General features: G+C 55.1%; 14 protein-coding genes. 6 read left to right on the forward strand and 8 right to left on the reverse strand.

Annotation, left to right across the window (positions count from 1 at the left end; all coding sequences use genetic code 11):
* Positions 1-18: 18 nt before the first annotated feature.
* Together gtdA and HMPREF3178_RS25470 are read right to left on the reverse strand one after the other, a co-directional pair.
* A complete protein-coding gene (gene gtdA / locus HMPREF3178_RS25465) occupies positions 19-1,056 on the reverse strand; it encodes a gentisate 1,2-dioxygenase (RefSeq protein WP_004103869.1) in 1,038 nt (345 codons plus the stop codon).
* 11 nt (positions 1,057-1,067) lie between these two features.
* Positions 1,068-2,426 carry a 3-hydroxybenzoate transporter MhbT gene (locus HMPREF3178_RS25470; protein WP_004103871.1) on the reverse strand — a complete coding sequence of 453 codons (1,359 nt, stop codon included), beginning with the start codon at positions 2,424-2,426 and terminating at the stop codon, positions 1,068-1,070.
* Positions 2,427-2,552: 126 nt separating this feature from the next.
* Between HMPREF3178_RS25470 and HMPREF3178_RS25475 the strand changes: the two genes are divergently transcribed.
* From HMPREF3178_RS25475 to sanA, 5 genes are all read left to right on the forward strand, one after another.
* Positions 2,553-3,470: a LysR substrate-binding domain-containing protein gene (locus HMPREF3178_RS25475; RefSeq protein ID WP_004103873.1), complete on the forward strand. Its 918-nt coding sequence runs from the start codon at positions 2,553-2,555 to the stop codon at positions 3,468-3,470.
* A gap of 121 nt (positions 3,471-3,591) precedes the next feature.
* Positions 3,592-3,990, forward strand: coding sequence for a CidA/LrgA family protein (locus HMPREF3178_RS25480; protein WP_004103875.1), 399 nt, complete (start codon positions 3,592-3,594; stop codon positions 3,988-3,990).
* Positions 3,987-4,682, forward strand: coding sequence for a CidB/LrgB family autolysis modulator (locus HMPREF3178_RS25485; protein WP_004103877.1), 696 nt, complete (start codon positions 3,987-3,989; stop codon positions 4,680-4,682). The genes HMPREF3178_RS25480 and HMPREF3178_RS25485 overlap by 4 nt, the downstream gene beginning before the upstream one ends.
* Positions 4,683-4,809: 127 nt before the next feature.
* Complete coding sequence (gene cdd, locus HMPREF3178_RS25490) at positions 4,810-5,694, forward strand: cytidine deaminase (protein ID WP_004103882.1); 885 nt, start codon at positions 4,810-4,812, stop codon at positions 5,692-5,694.
* A gap of 124 nt (positions 5,695-5,818) precedes the next feature.
* Complete coding sequence (gene sanA, locus HMPREF3178_RS25495) at positions 5,819-6,535, forward strand: outer membrane permeability protein SanA (RefSeq protein WP_004103884.1); 717 nt, start codon at positions 5,819-5,821, stop codon at positions 6,533-6,535.
* Positions 6,536-6,724: 189 nt separating this feature from the next.
* On the opposite strand, the gene mglC is transcribed toward sanA, so the two are convergent.
* The 6 genes from mglC to folE all read right to left on the reverse strand — a co-directional run bounded on the left by mglC (position 6,725) and on the right by folE (position 13,697).
* Positions 6,725-7,735 (reverse strand): galactose/methyl galactoside ABC transporter permease MglC, encoded by a 1,011-nt coding sequence (gene mglC, locus HMPREF3178_RS25500; protein WP_004103885.1) that lies wholly within the window; start codon positions 7,733-7,735, stop codon positions 6,725-6,727.
* Between the two features lie 15 nt (positions 7,736-7,750).
* Positions 7,751-9,271, reverse strand: coding sequence for a galactose/methyl galactoside ABC transporter ATP-binding protein MglA (mglA, locus tag HMPREF3178_RS25505; protein ID WP_070585593.1), 1,521 nt, complete (start codon positions 9,269-9,271; stop codon positions 7,751-7,753).
* Between the two features lie 118 nt (positions 9,272-9,389).
* Positions 9,390-10,388: a galactose/glucose ABC transporter substrate-binding protein MglB gene (gene mglB / locus HMPREF3178_RS25510; RefSeq protein WP_004103888.1), complete on the reverse strand. Its 999-nt coding sequence runs from the start codon at positions 10,386-10,388 to the stop codon at positions 9,390-9,392.
* Positions 10,389-10,677: 289 nt separating this feature from the next.
* On the reverse strand, positions 10,678-11,700 hold the full coding sequence (galS, locus tag HMPREF3178_RS25515) for an HTH-type transcriptional regulator GalS (RefSeq protein WP_004103891.1): 1,023 nt from the start codon (positions 11,698-11,700) through the stop codon (positions 10,678-10,680).
* Positions 11,701-11,855: 155 nt separating this feature from the next.
* Entirely contained in the window at positions 11,856-13,013 is a 1,158-nt protein-coding gene (gene yeiB, locus HMPREF3178_RS25520) for a DUF418 domain-containing protein YeiB (protein ID WP_004103893.1), read from the reverse strand.
* Between the two features lie 15 nt (positions 13,014-13,028).
* Positions 13,029-13,697 (reverse strand): GTP cyclohydrolase I FolE, encoded by a 669-nt coding sequence (gene folE / locus HMPREF3178_RS25525; RefSeq protein ID WP_004103895.1) that lies wholly within the window; start codon positions 13,695-13,697, stop codon positions 13,029-13,031.
* Between the two features lie 366 nt (positions 13,698-14,063).
* On the opposite strand from folE, the gene fghA reads away from it, so the two are divergent.
* A complete protein-coding gene (gene fghA, locus HMPREF3178_RS25530) occupies positions 14,064-14,900 on the forward strand; it encodes an S-formylglutathione hydrolase (protein ID WP_004103897.1) in 837 nt (278 codons plus the stop codon).
* Positions 14,901-15,207: the final 307 nt, after the last annotated feature.

Raw genomic sequence — 15,207 nt, forward strand, 5'->3', positions numbered from 1 at the left:
AGTCCTTATTCGTATTTTTTAATAACGCGCTTCGCGGAACAGGCCGAGCGCTTCCTGCACGGGACGGTCCGAAAAGCTGAATAACACGGTATCTTCGGCGGAGATAAAAGAGACGGCGTGCCAGGTGGGCACCACGAAGATATCCTTTGCCTGGAAAGAAAATGTCTGCTCGCCGATAGTCACCTGGCCGCTGCCCTCTACCACGTGATAGATGGTGCTATCGGTGGTTTTTGCCGCTCGCGAGGTAAACCCTTTCGGCAGCAGCTGGAGAAAGGCGCCCATCGATGGCATCGGGTAGCCGCCGGTGACCGGGTTGACGTAACGCATCTTATAGCCGTCCCACTCGTCGGCATCGCCCATACGCGTCAGATCGTGCAGCGCTTCGCGGCTGCGGTCGTAGCGATAGTTAAAGATGGGCGAAGAGTTACCGACCTGATGGCGCAGCGGCAGCATATTGGCGGCGTAGCGCGGCAGATAATCCCCCTCTTTGCGGGTCACCGGCTGCTGATCCTCCGGATAGTCTTCCGCGAAACCGCAGCCCAGATAGTTCACCAGCGGCAGATCGAGGCCATCCACCCAGACAACCGGCTCATTGCCCTGGTTGCCGTGGTCGTGCCAGCGCCACTGGGGCGTCAGAATAAAGTCACCGGCCCGCATTTGCGTGCGTTCGCCATCGACGGCGGTAAATGCCCCTTCACCTTCAACCACAAAGCGCAGCGCCGACTGGTTATGACGGTGGCTCGGCGCCACTTCTCCGGGCATGATCAGCTGTAAACCGGCATACAGCGATGAAGTAATCGATGACTGTCCGCGCAGCGCCGGGTTCTCCAGCACCAGTACGCGGCGTATCGCCTCTTTCGCGCCAATCAGCTCGCCGCTTTTCAGCAGCAGCGGACGAATCTCCTGATAGTTCCAGTAAGCCGGCGCACAGGTAGGGTTCGGCGTTTTCGGGACCAGATGGTGCAGCGATTCCCAAAGCGGCGTCAGGTTTTGCCCGGAAATATGCTGATAGTAGTTCTGACGATCGTTGTTAATTTCCATGGAAGATTGGGACATGAGCATTCTCCTTATTTATTCACGATGCCCGCAGAAGGCAGCGCGGCAGGTACAGATGTTGGGTTGCGAACGGCAAGCGTCAGCAGGACAAGCATCACGGCGCTAACCACAGCCGGTACTGCGATAACAAAAAACAGGGTGTCAAAAGAGAAATTCATCGCCATCATCACGCCGCCGGAGAGCGAACCAACAATGGCTCCGCAGCGGCCAATCGCGTTTGACCAGCTCACGCCGGTCGCGCGGCTTTGGGTGGGATACAGCGTCGCGGTCAGAGCATTCAGCCCCACCTGCGAGCCGCTGATGCCGATACCGGTGCCGAAAATCGCCAGCGCCATCAGCCACAGACCGTTCTCGCTCAGGCCAATCATGACGATACAGACCGACCCCAGGGCGTAACTCAGCGCCAGCACCCGGAAAGGGTTGAAACGGTCCATCAGCACACCGAGCAGCAGTGCGCCAAAGGTCCCGCCAATCTGGAAGGCCGCAGTCACCCAGGAAGCATGCTGTAAATCAATTCCACGATGGTTAAGCAGCGTCGGCATCCAGCTGGAGAGGAGATAGATAATCAGCAGGCTCATAAAGAACACGACCCACAACATCAAGGTGATGGGCAGCTGACGCCCGGCAAATAGCTGGCGGATGCTGCCTTTCGCGCCGGCGGCAGGCTCATCAAGCCAGAAATGGGTATCGGTATAGCGTTCGCCGGTTATCGCGCCAACGGTTTTGGCAATCATCGCTTGTGGCAGCTGACGACGGATCTGCCAGCGCGGAGATTCGGGAAGCAGCGGGATTAGCGCCGCCGCCAGCATCAGCGGTAGCACGCCCCCCAGCACCAGGATACCGGGCCAGCCAATCAGCGGCACCAGCTGCGCGCTGACCACGCCGCCGAATGCCGAGCCGAGGGTGAATCCACAGAACATCAGGGTCACCAGCGCCCCGCGCCGCCGGGCAGGCAGATATTCCGAAGTCATCGTAATGGTGTTAGGCATCGCGCCGCCCAATCCCAGCCCCGTCAGGAAGCGCAGGATCACCAGCGTCTCCAGGTCAGGGGAAAACGCGGAAAGCAGGCTAAACAGGCCGAATAGCGCGACGCAGAACTCGATGACCCGTTTACGGCCAAAGCGGTCGGAGAGCGGACCGCAGAGCAGCGCCCCGGCGGTTAAGCCCAGCAATCCTGCGCCAAATAACGGCGCGAGATCGCCTGCGGTTAATTGCCAGTGGTGACGAATATCCGGGGCGATAAAACCAATTGCCGCAGTATCGAAACCGTCGAGCATGACCACCAGGAAACAGCAGATAATCACGCGCCATTGCCGGGCGCCGACCGGCGCGGCATTAAGCAGTTTCTGTAGTTCGAGTCGTTGAGTCATCGTTATGCCTCAGTGCAGGTAGGGGAAGATGTTGTATTTATTTCTTTTATGTTGCGAGTTTGTAACCCAGGCAATGAAATGTACAATGGTATTTCGGGCATAGACATAACCTGGAGGTTATCGCTGATGGCAGGCTGGACGCAGAAACTGAAGCTGCACCATTTACAGATGCTGGTCGCGCTGGGGGAACAAGGCAACCTCACGCAAGTGGCTAAAATGATGAATATTACTCAGCCGGCGCTCTCCAAATGGCTGAGCCAGTTTGAAGATGAAGTCGGCATGCCCCTGTTTGAACGTCACAGCAAAGGCCTGCGCCCGACAGAAGGCGGAAAGCTGCTGCTTCAACACGCCCAGCGGCTGATTAACGATATGTCGCGTTCGCAGTATGAAATCGAGCGTTTCAAACAGGGCGGACAGGTGGGGAGTCTGATGATCGGCTGTTCACCGGTGGCCACCGACTGCGTTTCGCAGGCGATCCTCGAACTGCTTAAAGAGATGCCGACCCTGCATCTTAATATCGAAGAGAAAGTCATGACGCCGCTGCTTAACGATCTGCTCGCCGGGGTGATTGATGTCGTGGTCGGGCGAGTCGGTGGGCGGGCGCTGGAGCTGCCGCTGAGCTACCGGGTGCTCTACACCGAGCCGGTCTGCTTTGTCGCCCGCCCCGATCATCCTCTGGCGCAAAAATCGCAGTTAAGCTGGGCTGACCTCTCTCCGTGGCGCTGGATTGTCTGGCCCACCGGCACACCGATTCGCCTGAGCATCGACAACGCGCTGGTGGATAACGGCGTCATGCTGCCGGAGAACACCATTGAGTCCGCCTCGATGAACGTCACCAGCAACCTGTTACAGAGTAGCGATATGGTGTCGATACTCTCACTGCGCCTGGCGCAGCGTTATGCGGCCCAGCACCAGCTGGCGATTCTTAATTTGCCGCGCATTGAACAAAAAGGTAGCGTTGGGGTTTTCTGGCGAAAAAGTGAAGCGCCGTCGCTGGCGTTGAGCCGATTTCTGCACTGTCTGTCGCTGCAATCGACACACTGATAGCCGTCCGTTTTGCTGTTCCCCGTCTCTATTGCAGGTATGCGTAGAATTCATGATGTGATCGGTAGCACATTTTTGGCTTTAATTGTATGATGAATGCGGTTCATCAAGGGTTATTACCATGAGTAAATCACTGATTATTGTCTGGCAGTATGTGCGCGCTTTCGTGCTGATCTACGCCTGCTTGTATGCGGGCATTTTTCTCTCTTCACTCCTGCCGATCGCCATTCCCGGCAGTATTATTGGCATGCTGATTTTGTTCTTTCTCCTGGCGCTGCAGATCCTGCCGCCGCAGTGGGTTAACCCCGGCTGCAATATCCTGATTCGCTATATGGCGCTGCTATTTGTGCCTATCGGCGTGGGCGTTATGCAGTATTGGGATTTACTCCGCGCGCAGTTTGGCCCGGTAGTGGTTTCCTGCGCGATAAGCACGCTGGTGGTTTTTTTAGTAGTCAGCTGGAGCTCACACTTGGTTCACGGCGAGCGCAAAGTGGTTGGTCAAAAAGGAAGTGAAAAATGATCCATGAAATCTGGTGGTCGCTGCCGCTAACCCTTATCGTCTTTTTCCTCGCCCGCATGCTGGCGGCGCGATTCAAGTTTCCGCTGCTTAATCCGTTACTGGTGGCCATGGTGGTGCTGATCCCCTTTTTGTTGATCACCGGCATCTCCTACGAGCGCTATTTTCAGGGCAGCAAAATTCTTAACGATTTGCTGCAGCCGGCGGTGGTTGCGCTGGCCTTTCCTTTATATGAGCAGCTACACCAAATCCGCGCTCGCTGGAAATCAATCATCACTATCTGCTTTATCGGCAGCGTGGTGGCGATGGTCACCGGTACCACCGTTGCCTTACTGATGGGCGCAACGCCGCAGATTGCCGCCTCTATTCTGCCGAAATCGGTCACGACCCCGATTGCGATGGCGGTGAGCAGCAGCATTGGCGGCATTCCGGCGATCAGCGCGGTATGCGTTATTTTTGTCGGCATTCTCGGCGCGGTCTTCGGCCATACGCTGTTGAATGTGATGCGCATTCGTACCAAAGCTTCGCGCGGCTTATCGATGGGTACCGCCTCACACGCACTGGGTACCGCCCGTTGCGCTGAACTCGACTATCAGGAGGGCGCGTTCAGTTCGCTGGCGCTGGTACTTTGCGGGATTATTACCTCGCTGGTTGCCCCGTTTTTGTTTCCGCTGATCCTGGCAATAGCCGGATAGTTGTGATTTGAGTCACAATTTAAAATGCAACGAGATAGAATTACATTAACAATGAGATGTTAATCACATATGTCGGCTATAAGCACCCGTACACTAGATTCCCATTACATTGTTATGAGGCAACGCCATGCACCCACGTTTTCAAGCTGTTCTTCCCCAACTGGCGGCGGACCTGCAAGCGGCCATCGCCCCGATGCTGGCCGACCCGCATTTTCCGGCCCTGCTCAATGCAGATCAGGTCGCTGCGCTGCAAAGCGCGACGGGGCTGGACGAAGACGCGCTGGCCTTTGCTCTGCTGCCGCTGGCGGCGGCCTGTGCGCGTACCGACCTCTCCCACTTTAACGTCGGCGCCATTGCCCGCGGCATCAGCGGTACCTGGTACTTCGGCGGCAATATGGAATTCCTCGGCGCCACCATGCAGCAGACCGTGCACGCTGAGCAAAGCGCCATCAGCCATGCCTGGCTGCGCGGCGAAAAATCCCTGCTGGCGATTACCGTGAACTACACCCCCTGCGGCCACTGTCGTCAGTTTATGAACGAACTGAACAGCGGACTAGCGCTGCGCATCCATCTTCCGGGCCGCGAAGCCCATTCGCTGCAGCACTATTTACCGGACGCTTTCGGCCCGAAAGATCTGAATATCAAAACCCTGCTGATGGATGAACAGAACCACGGCTTCCCGCTCAGCGGCGATGCGCTGGCCCAGGCGGCGATTCAGGCAGCCAACCGCTGCCATATGCCGTACAGCCATTCGCCCTCCGGCGTCGCGCTGGAGCTGAAAGACGGGACTATTTTCACCGGTAGCTATGCAGAAAACGCCGCCTATAACCCGACGCTACCGCCGCTGCAGGGCGCGCTGAATCTGCTGAGCCTCAATGGTTACGATTACCCGGATATCCAGCGCGCTGTTCTTGCCGAGAAGGCCGACGCGGCGCTCATCCAGTGGGACGCAACCGCCGCGACGCTGAAGGCGCTGGGCTGTCATAACATCGATCGCGTCCTGTTAGGTTAGTCACATTCTGCGGGCCAAACGGCCCGCATTGTTGAAAATCCCCGCAATTAAACGACGGTTTCTTGCGCTTGCCCGGCGGGTAAAGTAGCCTGAAGCTTCCCTCGTCCACTATTGAGCCCGGTTCATGTTAAAGCGTGCGTTATACAGCCTGTTAGTCCTGTTCGGCTTGCTGCTGTTAACCGTGCTGGGGCTTGACCGCTGGATGAGCTGGAAGACCTCTCCTTATATCTACGATGAGCTACAGGACCTGCCCTATCGTCAGGTCGGCGTGGTACTCGGCACCGCTAAGTACTATCGTACCGGCGTCATCAACCAATATTATCGCTACCGAATTCAGGGCGCGCTGAACGCCTACAACAGCGGTAAGGTGAACTATCTGCTGCTCAGCGGCGATAACGCGCTGCAGAGCTATAACGAACCGATGACCATGCGCCGCGATTTAATTAAAGCTGGCGTCGATCCGGCGGATATCGTGCTGGACTATGCGGGTTTCCGTACCCTTGATTCGATTGTTCGCACCCGTAAAGTCTTCGACACGAATGATTTTATTATCATTACCCAACGCTTCCACTGCGAGCGGGCGCTGTTTATTGCCCTGCATATGGGTATTCAGGCGCAGTGCTACGCGGTGCCGTCGCCGAAGGATATGTGGAGCGTGCGCCTGCGCGAGTTTGGTGCTCGTTTCGGCGCGCTGGCCGATCTCTATATTTTTAAACGCGAACCGCGATTCCTGGGTCCGCTCATCCCGATCCCCGCGCTGCAGGAAGTCCCGGACGGCGCCCAGTCCTACCCGGCGGTCACGCCGCAGCAGCTGATGGATCTGCAGAAAAAAGAGAAGTGAAGCCGCCATAAGCGAACGTGAAAACTGGCGTCTTACCGAGCGGGAATACTTTTCTGATTACGCGAGTGAATATCGGGATACTGAGGATATATACCCTACCTGATTCAGGTTGCAGGAAGGCGGCAAATTATCATTCCGAAAAAGCAAAAGGCAGACGCCTGAACTGACGCCTGCCTTCATTCACTAATCTTATTTCTTACGCGCGTACTTCAGTGAATCCAGCGCCACGGCGAAAATAATAATGGCCCCTTTGATAATGTACTGCCAGTACGGGTTGACGCCGATATAGGTCAGACCGTAGTTAATGACGGTGAAGATAATCACCCCGGTCACCACGCCGAACACGGTGCCGACGCCGCCGCTGAACGAGACTCCGCCGACCACGCACGCGGCAATCGCATCCAGTTCATACATAAAGCCGAGGTTGTTGGTCGCCGACCCGATGCGCCCCGCCTCCAGCAGCCCGCCGAACGCGTAGAACACGCCGGAGAGCGCGTAAATCATCAGCAGGTTCAGCGCGACGTTCACCCCGGAGACCTTCGCTGCTTCCGGGTTGCCGCCGATAGCAAAGATGTTTTTACCAAAGCGGGTCTTGTTCCACAGGATCCACACGAAGAAAACGGCAATCAGCGCGTAGAAAGTGATATACGACAGACGGAACGAGCCCAGCGCTACGAACCCTTGGGCAAATTGCGAAAAGTGACTATCAAAGCCGGAAATCGGCGACGCGCCAACGAAGTCGTAATACAGCGAGTTAATACCGTAAACGATGATCATCGTACCGAGGGTGGTGATAAATGGCGTCACGTTCAGGTAGGCAATAATAATACCGTTGATAAGCCCAATCACCGCGCCGATCGCACAAACCAGCAGGATAACCAGCGGAATCGGCATCGTGGCCATTTCCGGGAACACTTTGTTGGCGTTGTCCACCGCCTGTAGCATCGTGGCGGCGATAACCGCCGCCAGGCCGACCTGACGCCCGGCCGAAAGGTCGGTCCCCTGAGTGACGATAAGCCCGGCAACCCCGAGCGCGATGATAATACGCACCGAGGACTGGGTCAGAATATTACTTAAATTCAGCAAACTTAAGAAAGTCGGGTCCTGGAAAATAATGATGGCCAGCAATACTAAAAGAACGACGTAAATCCCACCCTCTTTCAACCAGGTGAGAAAACTCTTTTTATTTAACGCACTCATGAGAAGCCCCTGATCTTAAAGGTGCAACGACGCAAGACGGAGAATTTCGTTTTGCGTGGTAGTTTTAGTCTCAACAATTCCGGCAACAAGACCATTGCTCATCACCAGAATACGGTCGGTAATACCCAGCAGCTCCTGCATCTCGGAGGAGATAATAATGATGCCTTTATCTTTTTTGGCCAGTTCGGCGATCAGCTGATAAATTTCGAACTTGGCGCCAACGTCAATGCCGCGCGTCGGTTCATCGAGCATCAGAATTTCCGGCTGAGTTAATAGCCAGCGACCAATAATCACTTTTTGCTGGTTACCACCGGATAACGAACCAATTTGCGTATGCTGCCCCGGTGTTTTCACGCGCATTGAATCGATGACCCATTGGGTATCGCTTTTCATGCGTGAATTATCCAGCAAGCCGACCTTATTTTTGTACTTCTTAATATTGGAGATCAGCGAGTTAAAACCGATATCCAGATACGCATAAATCCCCGTCGAGCGACGCTCTTCGGTCACCAGCGCAAAACCATGGTTGATGGCTTCATTGGCGTTATGGTTATTAATCTTCTTACCGTGCAGCTTGATTGTCCCGCCGGACTTCTCGCGAATACCAAATAACGTCTCGACGATATCGGTACGTTTCGCCCCTACCAGCCCGGCGATACCGAGGATTTCGCCTTTGTGCAGGTCGAACGAGACATCGCGGATTGACGGCTGACGCAGCGAGGTTAAATTACGCACCTCAAGAATTATCTCGCCCGGCTTATTTTCCCGGGTCGGGAAGCGCTGAGTGAGGGAACGGCCCACCATCATCGCGATAATCTTATCCATATCCAGCCCTTCCAGCGGCTGGGTGGCGATCCACTGGCCGTCGCGCAGAACGGTAATTTCATCGCATAGCTGGAAGATCTCTTCCATTTTGTGGGAAATGTAGACAATGCCGCAGCCGCGCTCTTTCAGCTTGCGGATAATGGTAAACAGATGATTGACCTCTTTTTCGGTTAACGAAGACGTCGGCTCATCCATAATCACAATTTTGGCGTTATAGGAAAATGCCTTCGCAATTTCAATCATCTGCATTTGCGATACCGATAGCGTCCCGACGCGAGCGCGTGGGTCGATATCAATATCCAGCTCGTCAAAAATCGCTTTGGTATCACCATACATTTTGTCCTGATCGACAAACATACCTTTGGTGGGATAACGCCCCAGCCACATGTTGTCCATCACCGAACGTTGCAATACCAGGTTTAATTCCTGATGAACCATTGAAATACCGTTTTCCAGGGCCTCTTTTGCCGAATGGAAATCGATCTCTTGTCCCTGAAAAAGAATACTGCCGGAATCTTTTTGATAGATCCCAAAAAGGCATTTTAATAATGTTGATTTGCCCGCACCGTTCTCCCCCATTAATGCATGAATAGAGTGGGGACGAACCTTGAGGTTCACATTATCGAGAGCCTTGACGCCAGGAAACGATTTGTTGATGTTGGTCATTTCCAACAAATATTCGCCTGACCGTTCGCTATTATTGCTGACCATAGTTATACCTGGCTGCGTGCATGCATACCCCAGCCGTCGAATTAACGACGGGCCGGGACGGATTCGGTATCAGGAATAATCGGGCGTACAGCGCGTACGCCCGCGGCTTATTAAGCTGTTACTTACCGATAAACTCGCTCAGATTATCTTTATCAACGCCCACGTACGGTACGCGGACAATCTTATTATCAATTTTCCAGTTAGTACCGGCAGCCGGTTCTTTACCATCGGCGAGATTTTTCGCCAGATCGAAGGTCGCTTTCGCCTGGTTGTTAGCATCGTTCAGTACGGTTCCCGCCATGGCGCCGGATTTCACCAGCGCTAAGGCTTCAGGCAGAGCATCGACGCCGAATACCGGGATGCTGCTCTTATTGTGCGCTTTCAGCGCTTCTACCGCGCCCATGGCCATCGCGTCGTTATTGGCGATAACGACTTCAATTTTGTTCGCGTTCGGGCCGGAGAGCCAGGCATCCATCTTATCCTTCGCCTGCGCGGTATCCCACATGGCGGTATCTAACGCCAGCTGCTGGGTTTTCAGCCCTTTATCATTCAGCTCTTTAATCACGTAGGTGGTGCGCGCCTCGGCATCCGGATGGCCCGGCTCGCCTTTCAGCAGGACAAACTGAATCTGGCCATCTTTATTCAGGTCCCAGTTCGGGTTCGCTTTCCAGTGCTTGGCAATCAGATCGCCCTGAATTACGCCGGACTCTTTAGAATCAGTCCCGACGTAGTATGCTTTATCGTAGCTATCCAGCGCCTTGCGGGAAGGTTCTTTGTTAAAGAATACCACCGGCACATTCTGGCCACGGGCTTTATCGATTACCGTACCCGCCGCTGCGGGGTCAACCAGGTTAATCGCCAGCGCCTTCACCCCTTTTGCCAGCAGGACGTCAATCTGATCGTTCTGTTTGGACTGGTCGTTCTGCGAGTCATTCATCAGCAGCTGAACATCCGGCGCTGATTTACCGTCTTTTTCGATTGCCTTACGCACTACCGACATAAAGTTGTCGTCGTATTTATAAATCGTCACGCCGATACGCGTATCTGCGGCGTGAGCGGCGGCGCCGAATAACATGCTAGCCATTACAGCAGACAGGGTTAACACCTTCTTATTCATGGAATCTCCGGTTTTATTATGCAGGGTCTTTGGAGTGAAAACGGCTGGCGAGTGTTACATTGATGTTACCGCACAGCGACATTCACGACTGTAATTCTGTCTTCCGTGTAGGGTAACGCTCCTGAAAAACGGCTTAATTAATCGTTTAACCGCCGATTACTGTTGTAAAAGTGATTAATCACCGTGACATAGTATGTTCAGACTTGTAAACGCAGCAATCATAGTCAGCTTAATGTTAACAAACTGTGAAATCACTCACATATTGAAAGCGGTTACATCAGCCAGATAATTAGTTAGTGATCGGCCCCACAATTTGCCTCTGCGCTACCGAATGTCGACGCACCAGCGTCGGCATAAAGCAGTGGCTGGCTTCGCGATCCAGCTTCCCAGCAGCCCCCTGCAGCGCCAGCTCTGTCGCCAGTTTTGCCATCGACATGATCGGGTAGCGCACCGTGGTCAACTGCGGGTCGGTGTAGCGCGAAATGGGAATATCATCAAAACCAATCAGTGAAAGGTGCTGCGGCACGGCAATACCGTTATCTTTAAGCGTCGTTAGCGCCCCGGCCGCCATGCTGTCGTTATAGGCAAAGATCGCGGTCAGGCCGAGGTTACGCCCCAGCAGCTCTACCATCGCCGCCTCCCCGCCCTGCATATCCGGCGAACCTGAGCCTATCCAGCCGTCGGGAGCGATAATGCCCTGCTCATGTAACGCCCTGCTCCACCCTTCCCGACGTAAATCATCATCTTCAATACCGTGATTAGAAGAGAGGTAGCCGATGCGCTGGTGGCCATGATTGAGCAGCATGCGGGTCGCCATCAGCGCGCCGCTGACGTTATCCAGCCCGACGCAGCGGTGGGCGTATCCCGGCACGATGCGGTTGATCAGCACCATTCCCGGCATGTGCTCCATAAAATCCCCCAGCTCCGCATCGCTCAACGCTTTGGAGTGAACGATCAGCGCCGAACAGCGCTGGCGAATCAGTACTTCAATGGCGTTACGCTCTTTTTCCGCTTCATGATAGCTATTGCCGATAAGCACATATTTTTGATGCTGCTGGGCGACGGTATCTACCGCTTTGACCAGCGCGCCAAAAAAGGCGTCCGACACGTCCATCACGACCACGCCGATGGTATCGCTGACCTGGGTCGCCAGCGCCTGCGCGTTGGCGTTGGGCCGATAGCCCAGCAGCGTTACCGCCTTCATTACCGCTTCTCGCGTATCCGGGCTCACCAGCGCGCTGTTATTCAGCACGCGCGAAACCGTAGCCACGGAAACCCCCGCCTGACGGGCGACATCACGAATGGTGATCATGCTCACCGACCTTTAGGGAATTGCAGTACGTCACACTCACCTCCTGTGTTCAGCAAGGTGGCTATTCTGGCAGCGACGCGCCGCACGCTACGTGAGTGAAGTCACAGGGATGGAAACGGTTACATCCATTTTGTTAATGATTGTGATCCAGATCGTTATCTGGATGTATCTTTTAATGATGTCCCTGACGCACGCAGGGTTAATTGACGCCATAGCCACTCAACGGGACCCTGACGAAAATGACGTAGCCAAAGCCACGAAAAGAGAAGATTAATCGCCCACACGGCCGGTACGAAGGACAGCAGCTGTAGGCGGTCGTACTTCATAAACAGGCCGAACCGGTAAAACAGAGTGGTGCAAATCAGGGTTTGCAGCAGATAGTTGCTCAACGCCGTGCGCCCGACGCAGGCAATGGCCCCCACCAGACGAAATTTCGCCAGCTGCGGCCAGAAGCCCCAGGCCAGCGCCGCGTAGCCGATAGTCTGCAGCGGCGCGCCCAGCTCGCGCGGCGCCTGTAGCAGAAATGCGCACCAGCGAGGATCCCAACCGAGATGCCACTGGGCGAAAATAGAGGGTAAATTAACCGCCATGCCGCCAGCGATGAGCAGCGCGCCGGTGCGCCGGTAGTGGCGAAGACTGAACTGCCCTTTCAGCCAGCCGCTGCGCATCAGCGCGGCCCCCATCAGCATCATCCCGGCCAGCTGCCAGCCGTATTGCGCGCCCAGCGCCAGCAGGTTATCCGACAGCATATCCGCACGATTACTCACCGCTTCAAAGCCGCCTTTCAGCTTCCAGTACTGTTCGTACTGTAAATTCGCCGCGTCCGGCACCCACGAACGATTAGGCGAATTGCCGGAGATTAATCCCAGCAATAGCAGTACCGCCACGCCGATGACATACAGCACCACGCCGGTATTAAATAGCGATTTAACATCGTGAGCGTCGCGTATCATCCGCCAGCCCACCAGACCTACCAGCGCATAGGCCAGCAAAATATCGCCGTCCCAGAAAAAGAGACCGTGGATAAAGCCCAGCAGCGCCAGTAGCGTCAGGCGCGACTGGATCCAGCGCTTGCCGCGCGGCAGCAAAAGCTGAAGCCCGGCGCCAAACAACAGGGCGAACAGAGTCAGGAATTTGACCTGCGCCAGCAGATCGAGAATCGCCCAGGTCCAGGCGTCGCTATCGGAGATGCTCCCGGACCACGCCGGGTTAAGGTAGGCGGCCTTCGGTAAACCGAAGGCGCTGATATTCAGTAGCAGGATACCGAGGATGGCGACGCCACGGACGAAGTCCAGCGTGACATTTCTCTCCATGTACCCTGCTCCGTTTTAGTTGTGGTGACGTACGGCGCGCAGGAACTCCTGGCGAGTATTCTGGCTGGATTTAAACAGGCCGCCCAGCGATGTGGTGGTGGTGGCGCTGGTTGCATCGCGAATACCGCGCGCTTTTACGCAGTAGTGAACCGCATCGATGGAAACCGCGACGTTGCTGGTTCCCAGCAGGGTCTGCAGCGCGGTAAGGATCTGCTGCGTCAGTCGCTCCTGCACCTGCGGGCGCTGGGAGAAGAACTGCACGATACGGTTGATTTTAGACAGACCAATCACCGAATCTTTCGGGATATAGGCCACCGTCGCTTTACCATCAATCGTAACAAAGTGGTGTTCGCAGGTGCTGGTCAGGGTGATATCACGCACGGTGACCATTTCATCAACCTGCATCTTGTTTTCGATGACGGTGATTTTAGGGAACCGGGCGTAGTCCAGGCCGGAGAAAATCTCATCGACGTACATTTTGGCGATGCGATGCGGAGTCTCCATCAGGCTGTCATCACTTAGATCAAGGTTTAACAGCTGCATAATCTCGGTCATGTGTCCGGCGATCAGACGCTTGCGAGTTTCATTATCAATTTCTTGCACTGGCGGACGCAGCGGCGTCTCCAGCCCACGAGCGACCAGCGCTTCATGAACGAGTATGGCTTCTTTACTCAGTGATGACATTTTTATTCTCCTGCAGGTGTGGCGCTCTTTGCTCTTCTGAGGGCAAAGTTTGTATTCATTGTGCGTGAGGTGACGCACAGAATCCAGTAGCCGCATCGATAATTGTTGAAATTGGCGTCACCTTTCGTTCCACGCTGCCAGACCAGCGCACTACGATGCGTCACGCAACGCCCTGCTCACCTTGCCGCAACCAACTCAATCGCCGCCGATAGCGCGATTCCGGCGCTACGACAACGTCAGCATGTTGGTTAAAAGTTGCATTAATGATGCAATACGTTCCGAAAAGGAGGAAGTGAAAGTTACTCACCAGCGCATGAAATATCTGTATTATGGAAAATTACGCCTGAGACACTTAAGGAGCCCTGCATGGAACTGCTCGAAGAGCACCGCTGTTTTGAAGGTCGGCAGCAACGCTGGCGGCACGACTCCGCCACGCTGAACTGCGCAATGACCTTCAGCATCTTTCTCCCCCCCGAGACCGCAGACGCGCCGCCGCCGGTTGTCTACTGGCTCTCCGGCCTGACCTGCAACGATGAAAACTTCACCACCAAAGCGGGCGCTCAGCGCATCGCCGCCGAGCTCGGCATTGCGCTGGTGATGCCGGACACCAGTCCGCGCGGTGATAACGTTGCCGACGATAGCGCTTACGATCTGGGCAAAGGCGCGGGCTTTTATCTCAATGCCACCCAGGCGCCGTGGTCAGCACATTTCCGCATGTACGATTACCTTCGCGACGAGCTGCCGCAGCTGATTGCCCGCGAGTTTACGCTCAGCGATCGCTGCGCCATCAGCGGGCATTCCATGGGCGGCCACGGTGCGCTGGTGATGGCGCTGAAAAATCCGGGCCGCTTCGTCAGCGTATCCGCCTTTGCGCCTATCGTTAACCCGACCCAGGTTCCCTGGGGCAAAAAAGCCTTTACCGCCTATCTGGGAGCGAATGAAGCAGACTGGCAGGCCTGGGACAGCTGCGCGTTAATGCAGGCCAGCAGCGAGTCAGATGCGATCCCAACCCTGATTGACCAGGGCGATAACGATGCATTCCTCGCCGAACAGCTGCAGCCGGCGGTGCTGGCGGAAACCGCGCGTCAGAAAAGCTGGCCGTTAACGCTACGTATTCAGCCCGGGTACGATCACAGCTACTACTTTATCGCCTCATTTATTGAGGACCACCTGCGTTTCCATGCCCGGCACCTCTTCTCCTGATCCTTCAATGCGTCGTGAAGCCCCTTCCCGGCGCATTGATACGCAAAATGCCTCAGCATCCAATAGTCATAAAAACTAATAAATACAGAGAGATAGTGTATTTTCCGTCGTCGGGGGTATGATTTTTGGCGGCGCTTGAGGCTTTCGCCTCAGGGCAGGATTGAGTTTTACCGTTGTGCTGAGGCAGAAAGAAGAAAGCCCCGAAGGTAATGTAATCACCCACGAGGCTATCTGCATGCTTAGACAACATCAGGTTAGTCTCTTACCCGCCGAAAGGCAAGGAGATGTATGGGTCCACCACATATTG

The organism is Klebsiella sp. HMSC09D12 (assembly GCF_001808475.1).
Classification (GTDB): Bacteria; Pseudomonadota; Gammaproteobacteria; order Enterobacterales; family Enterobacteriaceae; genus Klebsiella; species Klebsiella oxytoca.

What these genes read in the sequence shown, in the direction of transcription:
- gtdA (WP_004103869.1), bottom strand. Translation starts at nt 1,056, where the DNA reads ATGTCCCAATCTTCCATGGAAATTAACAACGATCGTCAGAACTACTAT.
- HMPREF3178_RS25470 (WP_004103871.1), bottom strand. Translation starts at nt 2,426, where the DNA reads ATGACTCAACGACTCGAACTACAGAAACTGCTTAATGCCGCGCCGGTC.
- HMPREF3178_RS25475 (WP_004103873.1), top strand. Translation starts at nt 2,553, where the DNA reads ATGGCAGGCTGGACGCAGAAACTGAAGCTGCACCATTTACAGATGCTG.
- HMPREF3178_RS25480 (WP_004103875.1), top strand. Translation starts at nt 3,592, where the DNA reads ATGAGTAAATCACTGATTATTGTCTGGCAGTATGTGCGCGCTTTCGTG.
- HMPREF3178_RS25485 (WP_004103877.1), top strand. Translation starts at nt 3,987, where the DNA reads ATGATCCATGAAATCTGGTGGTCGCTGCCGCTAACCCTTATCGTCTTT.
- cdd (WP_004103882.1), top strand. Translation starts at nt 4,810, where the DNA reads ATGCACCCACGTTTTCAAGCTGTTCTTCCCCAACTGGCGGCGGACCTG.
- sanA (WP_004103884.1), top strand. Translation starts at nt 5,819, where the DNA reads ATGTTAAAGCGTGCGTTATACAGCCTGTTAGTCCTGTTCGGCTTGCTG.
- mglC (WP_004103885.1), bottom strand. Translation starts at nt 7,735, where the DNA reads ATGAGTGCGTTAAATAAAAAGAGTTTTCTCACCTGGTTGAAAGAGGGT.
- mglA (WP_070585593.1), bottom strand. Translation starts at nt 9,271, where the DNA reads ATGGTCAGCAATAATAGCGAACGGTCAGGCGAATATTTGTTGGAAATG.
- mglB (WP_004103888.1), bottom strand. Translation starts at nt 10,388, where the DNA reads ATGAATAAGAAGGTGTTAACCCTGTCTGCTGTAATGGCTAGCATGTTA.
- galS (WP_004103891.1), bottom strand. Translation starts at nt 11,700, where the DNA reads ATGATCACCATTCGTGATGTCGCCCGTCAGGCGGGGGTTTCCGTGGCT.
- yeiB (WP_004103893.1), bottom strand. Translation starts at nt 13,013, where the DNA reads ATGGAGAGAAATGTCACGCTGGACTTCGTCCGTGGCGTCGCCATCCTC.
- folE (WP_004103895.1), bottom strand. Translation starts at nt 13,697, where the DNA reads ATGTCATCACTGAGTAAAGAAGCCATACTCGTTCATGAAGCGCTGGTC.
- fghA (WP_004103897.1), top strand. Translation starts at nt 14,064, where the DNA reads ATGGAACTGCTCGAAGAGCACCGCTGTTTTGAAGGTCGGCAGCAACGC.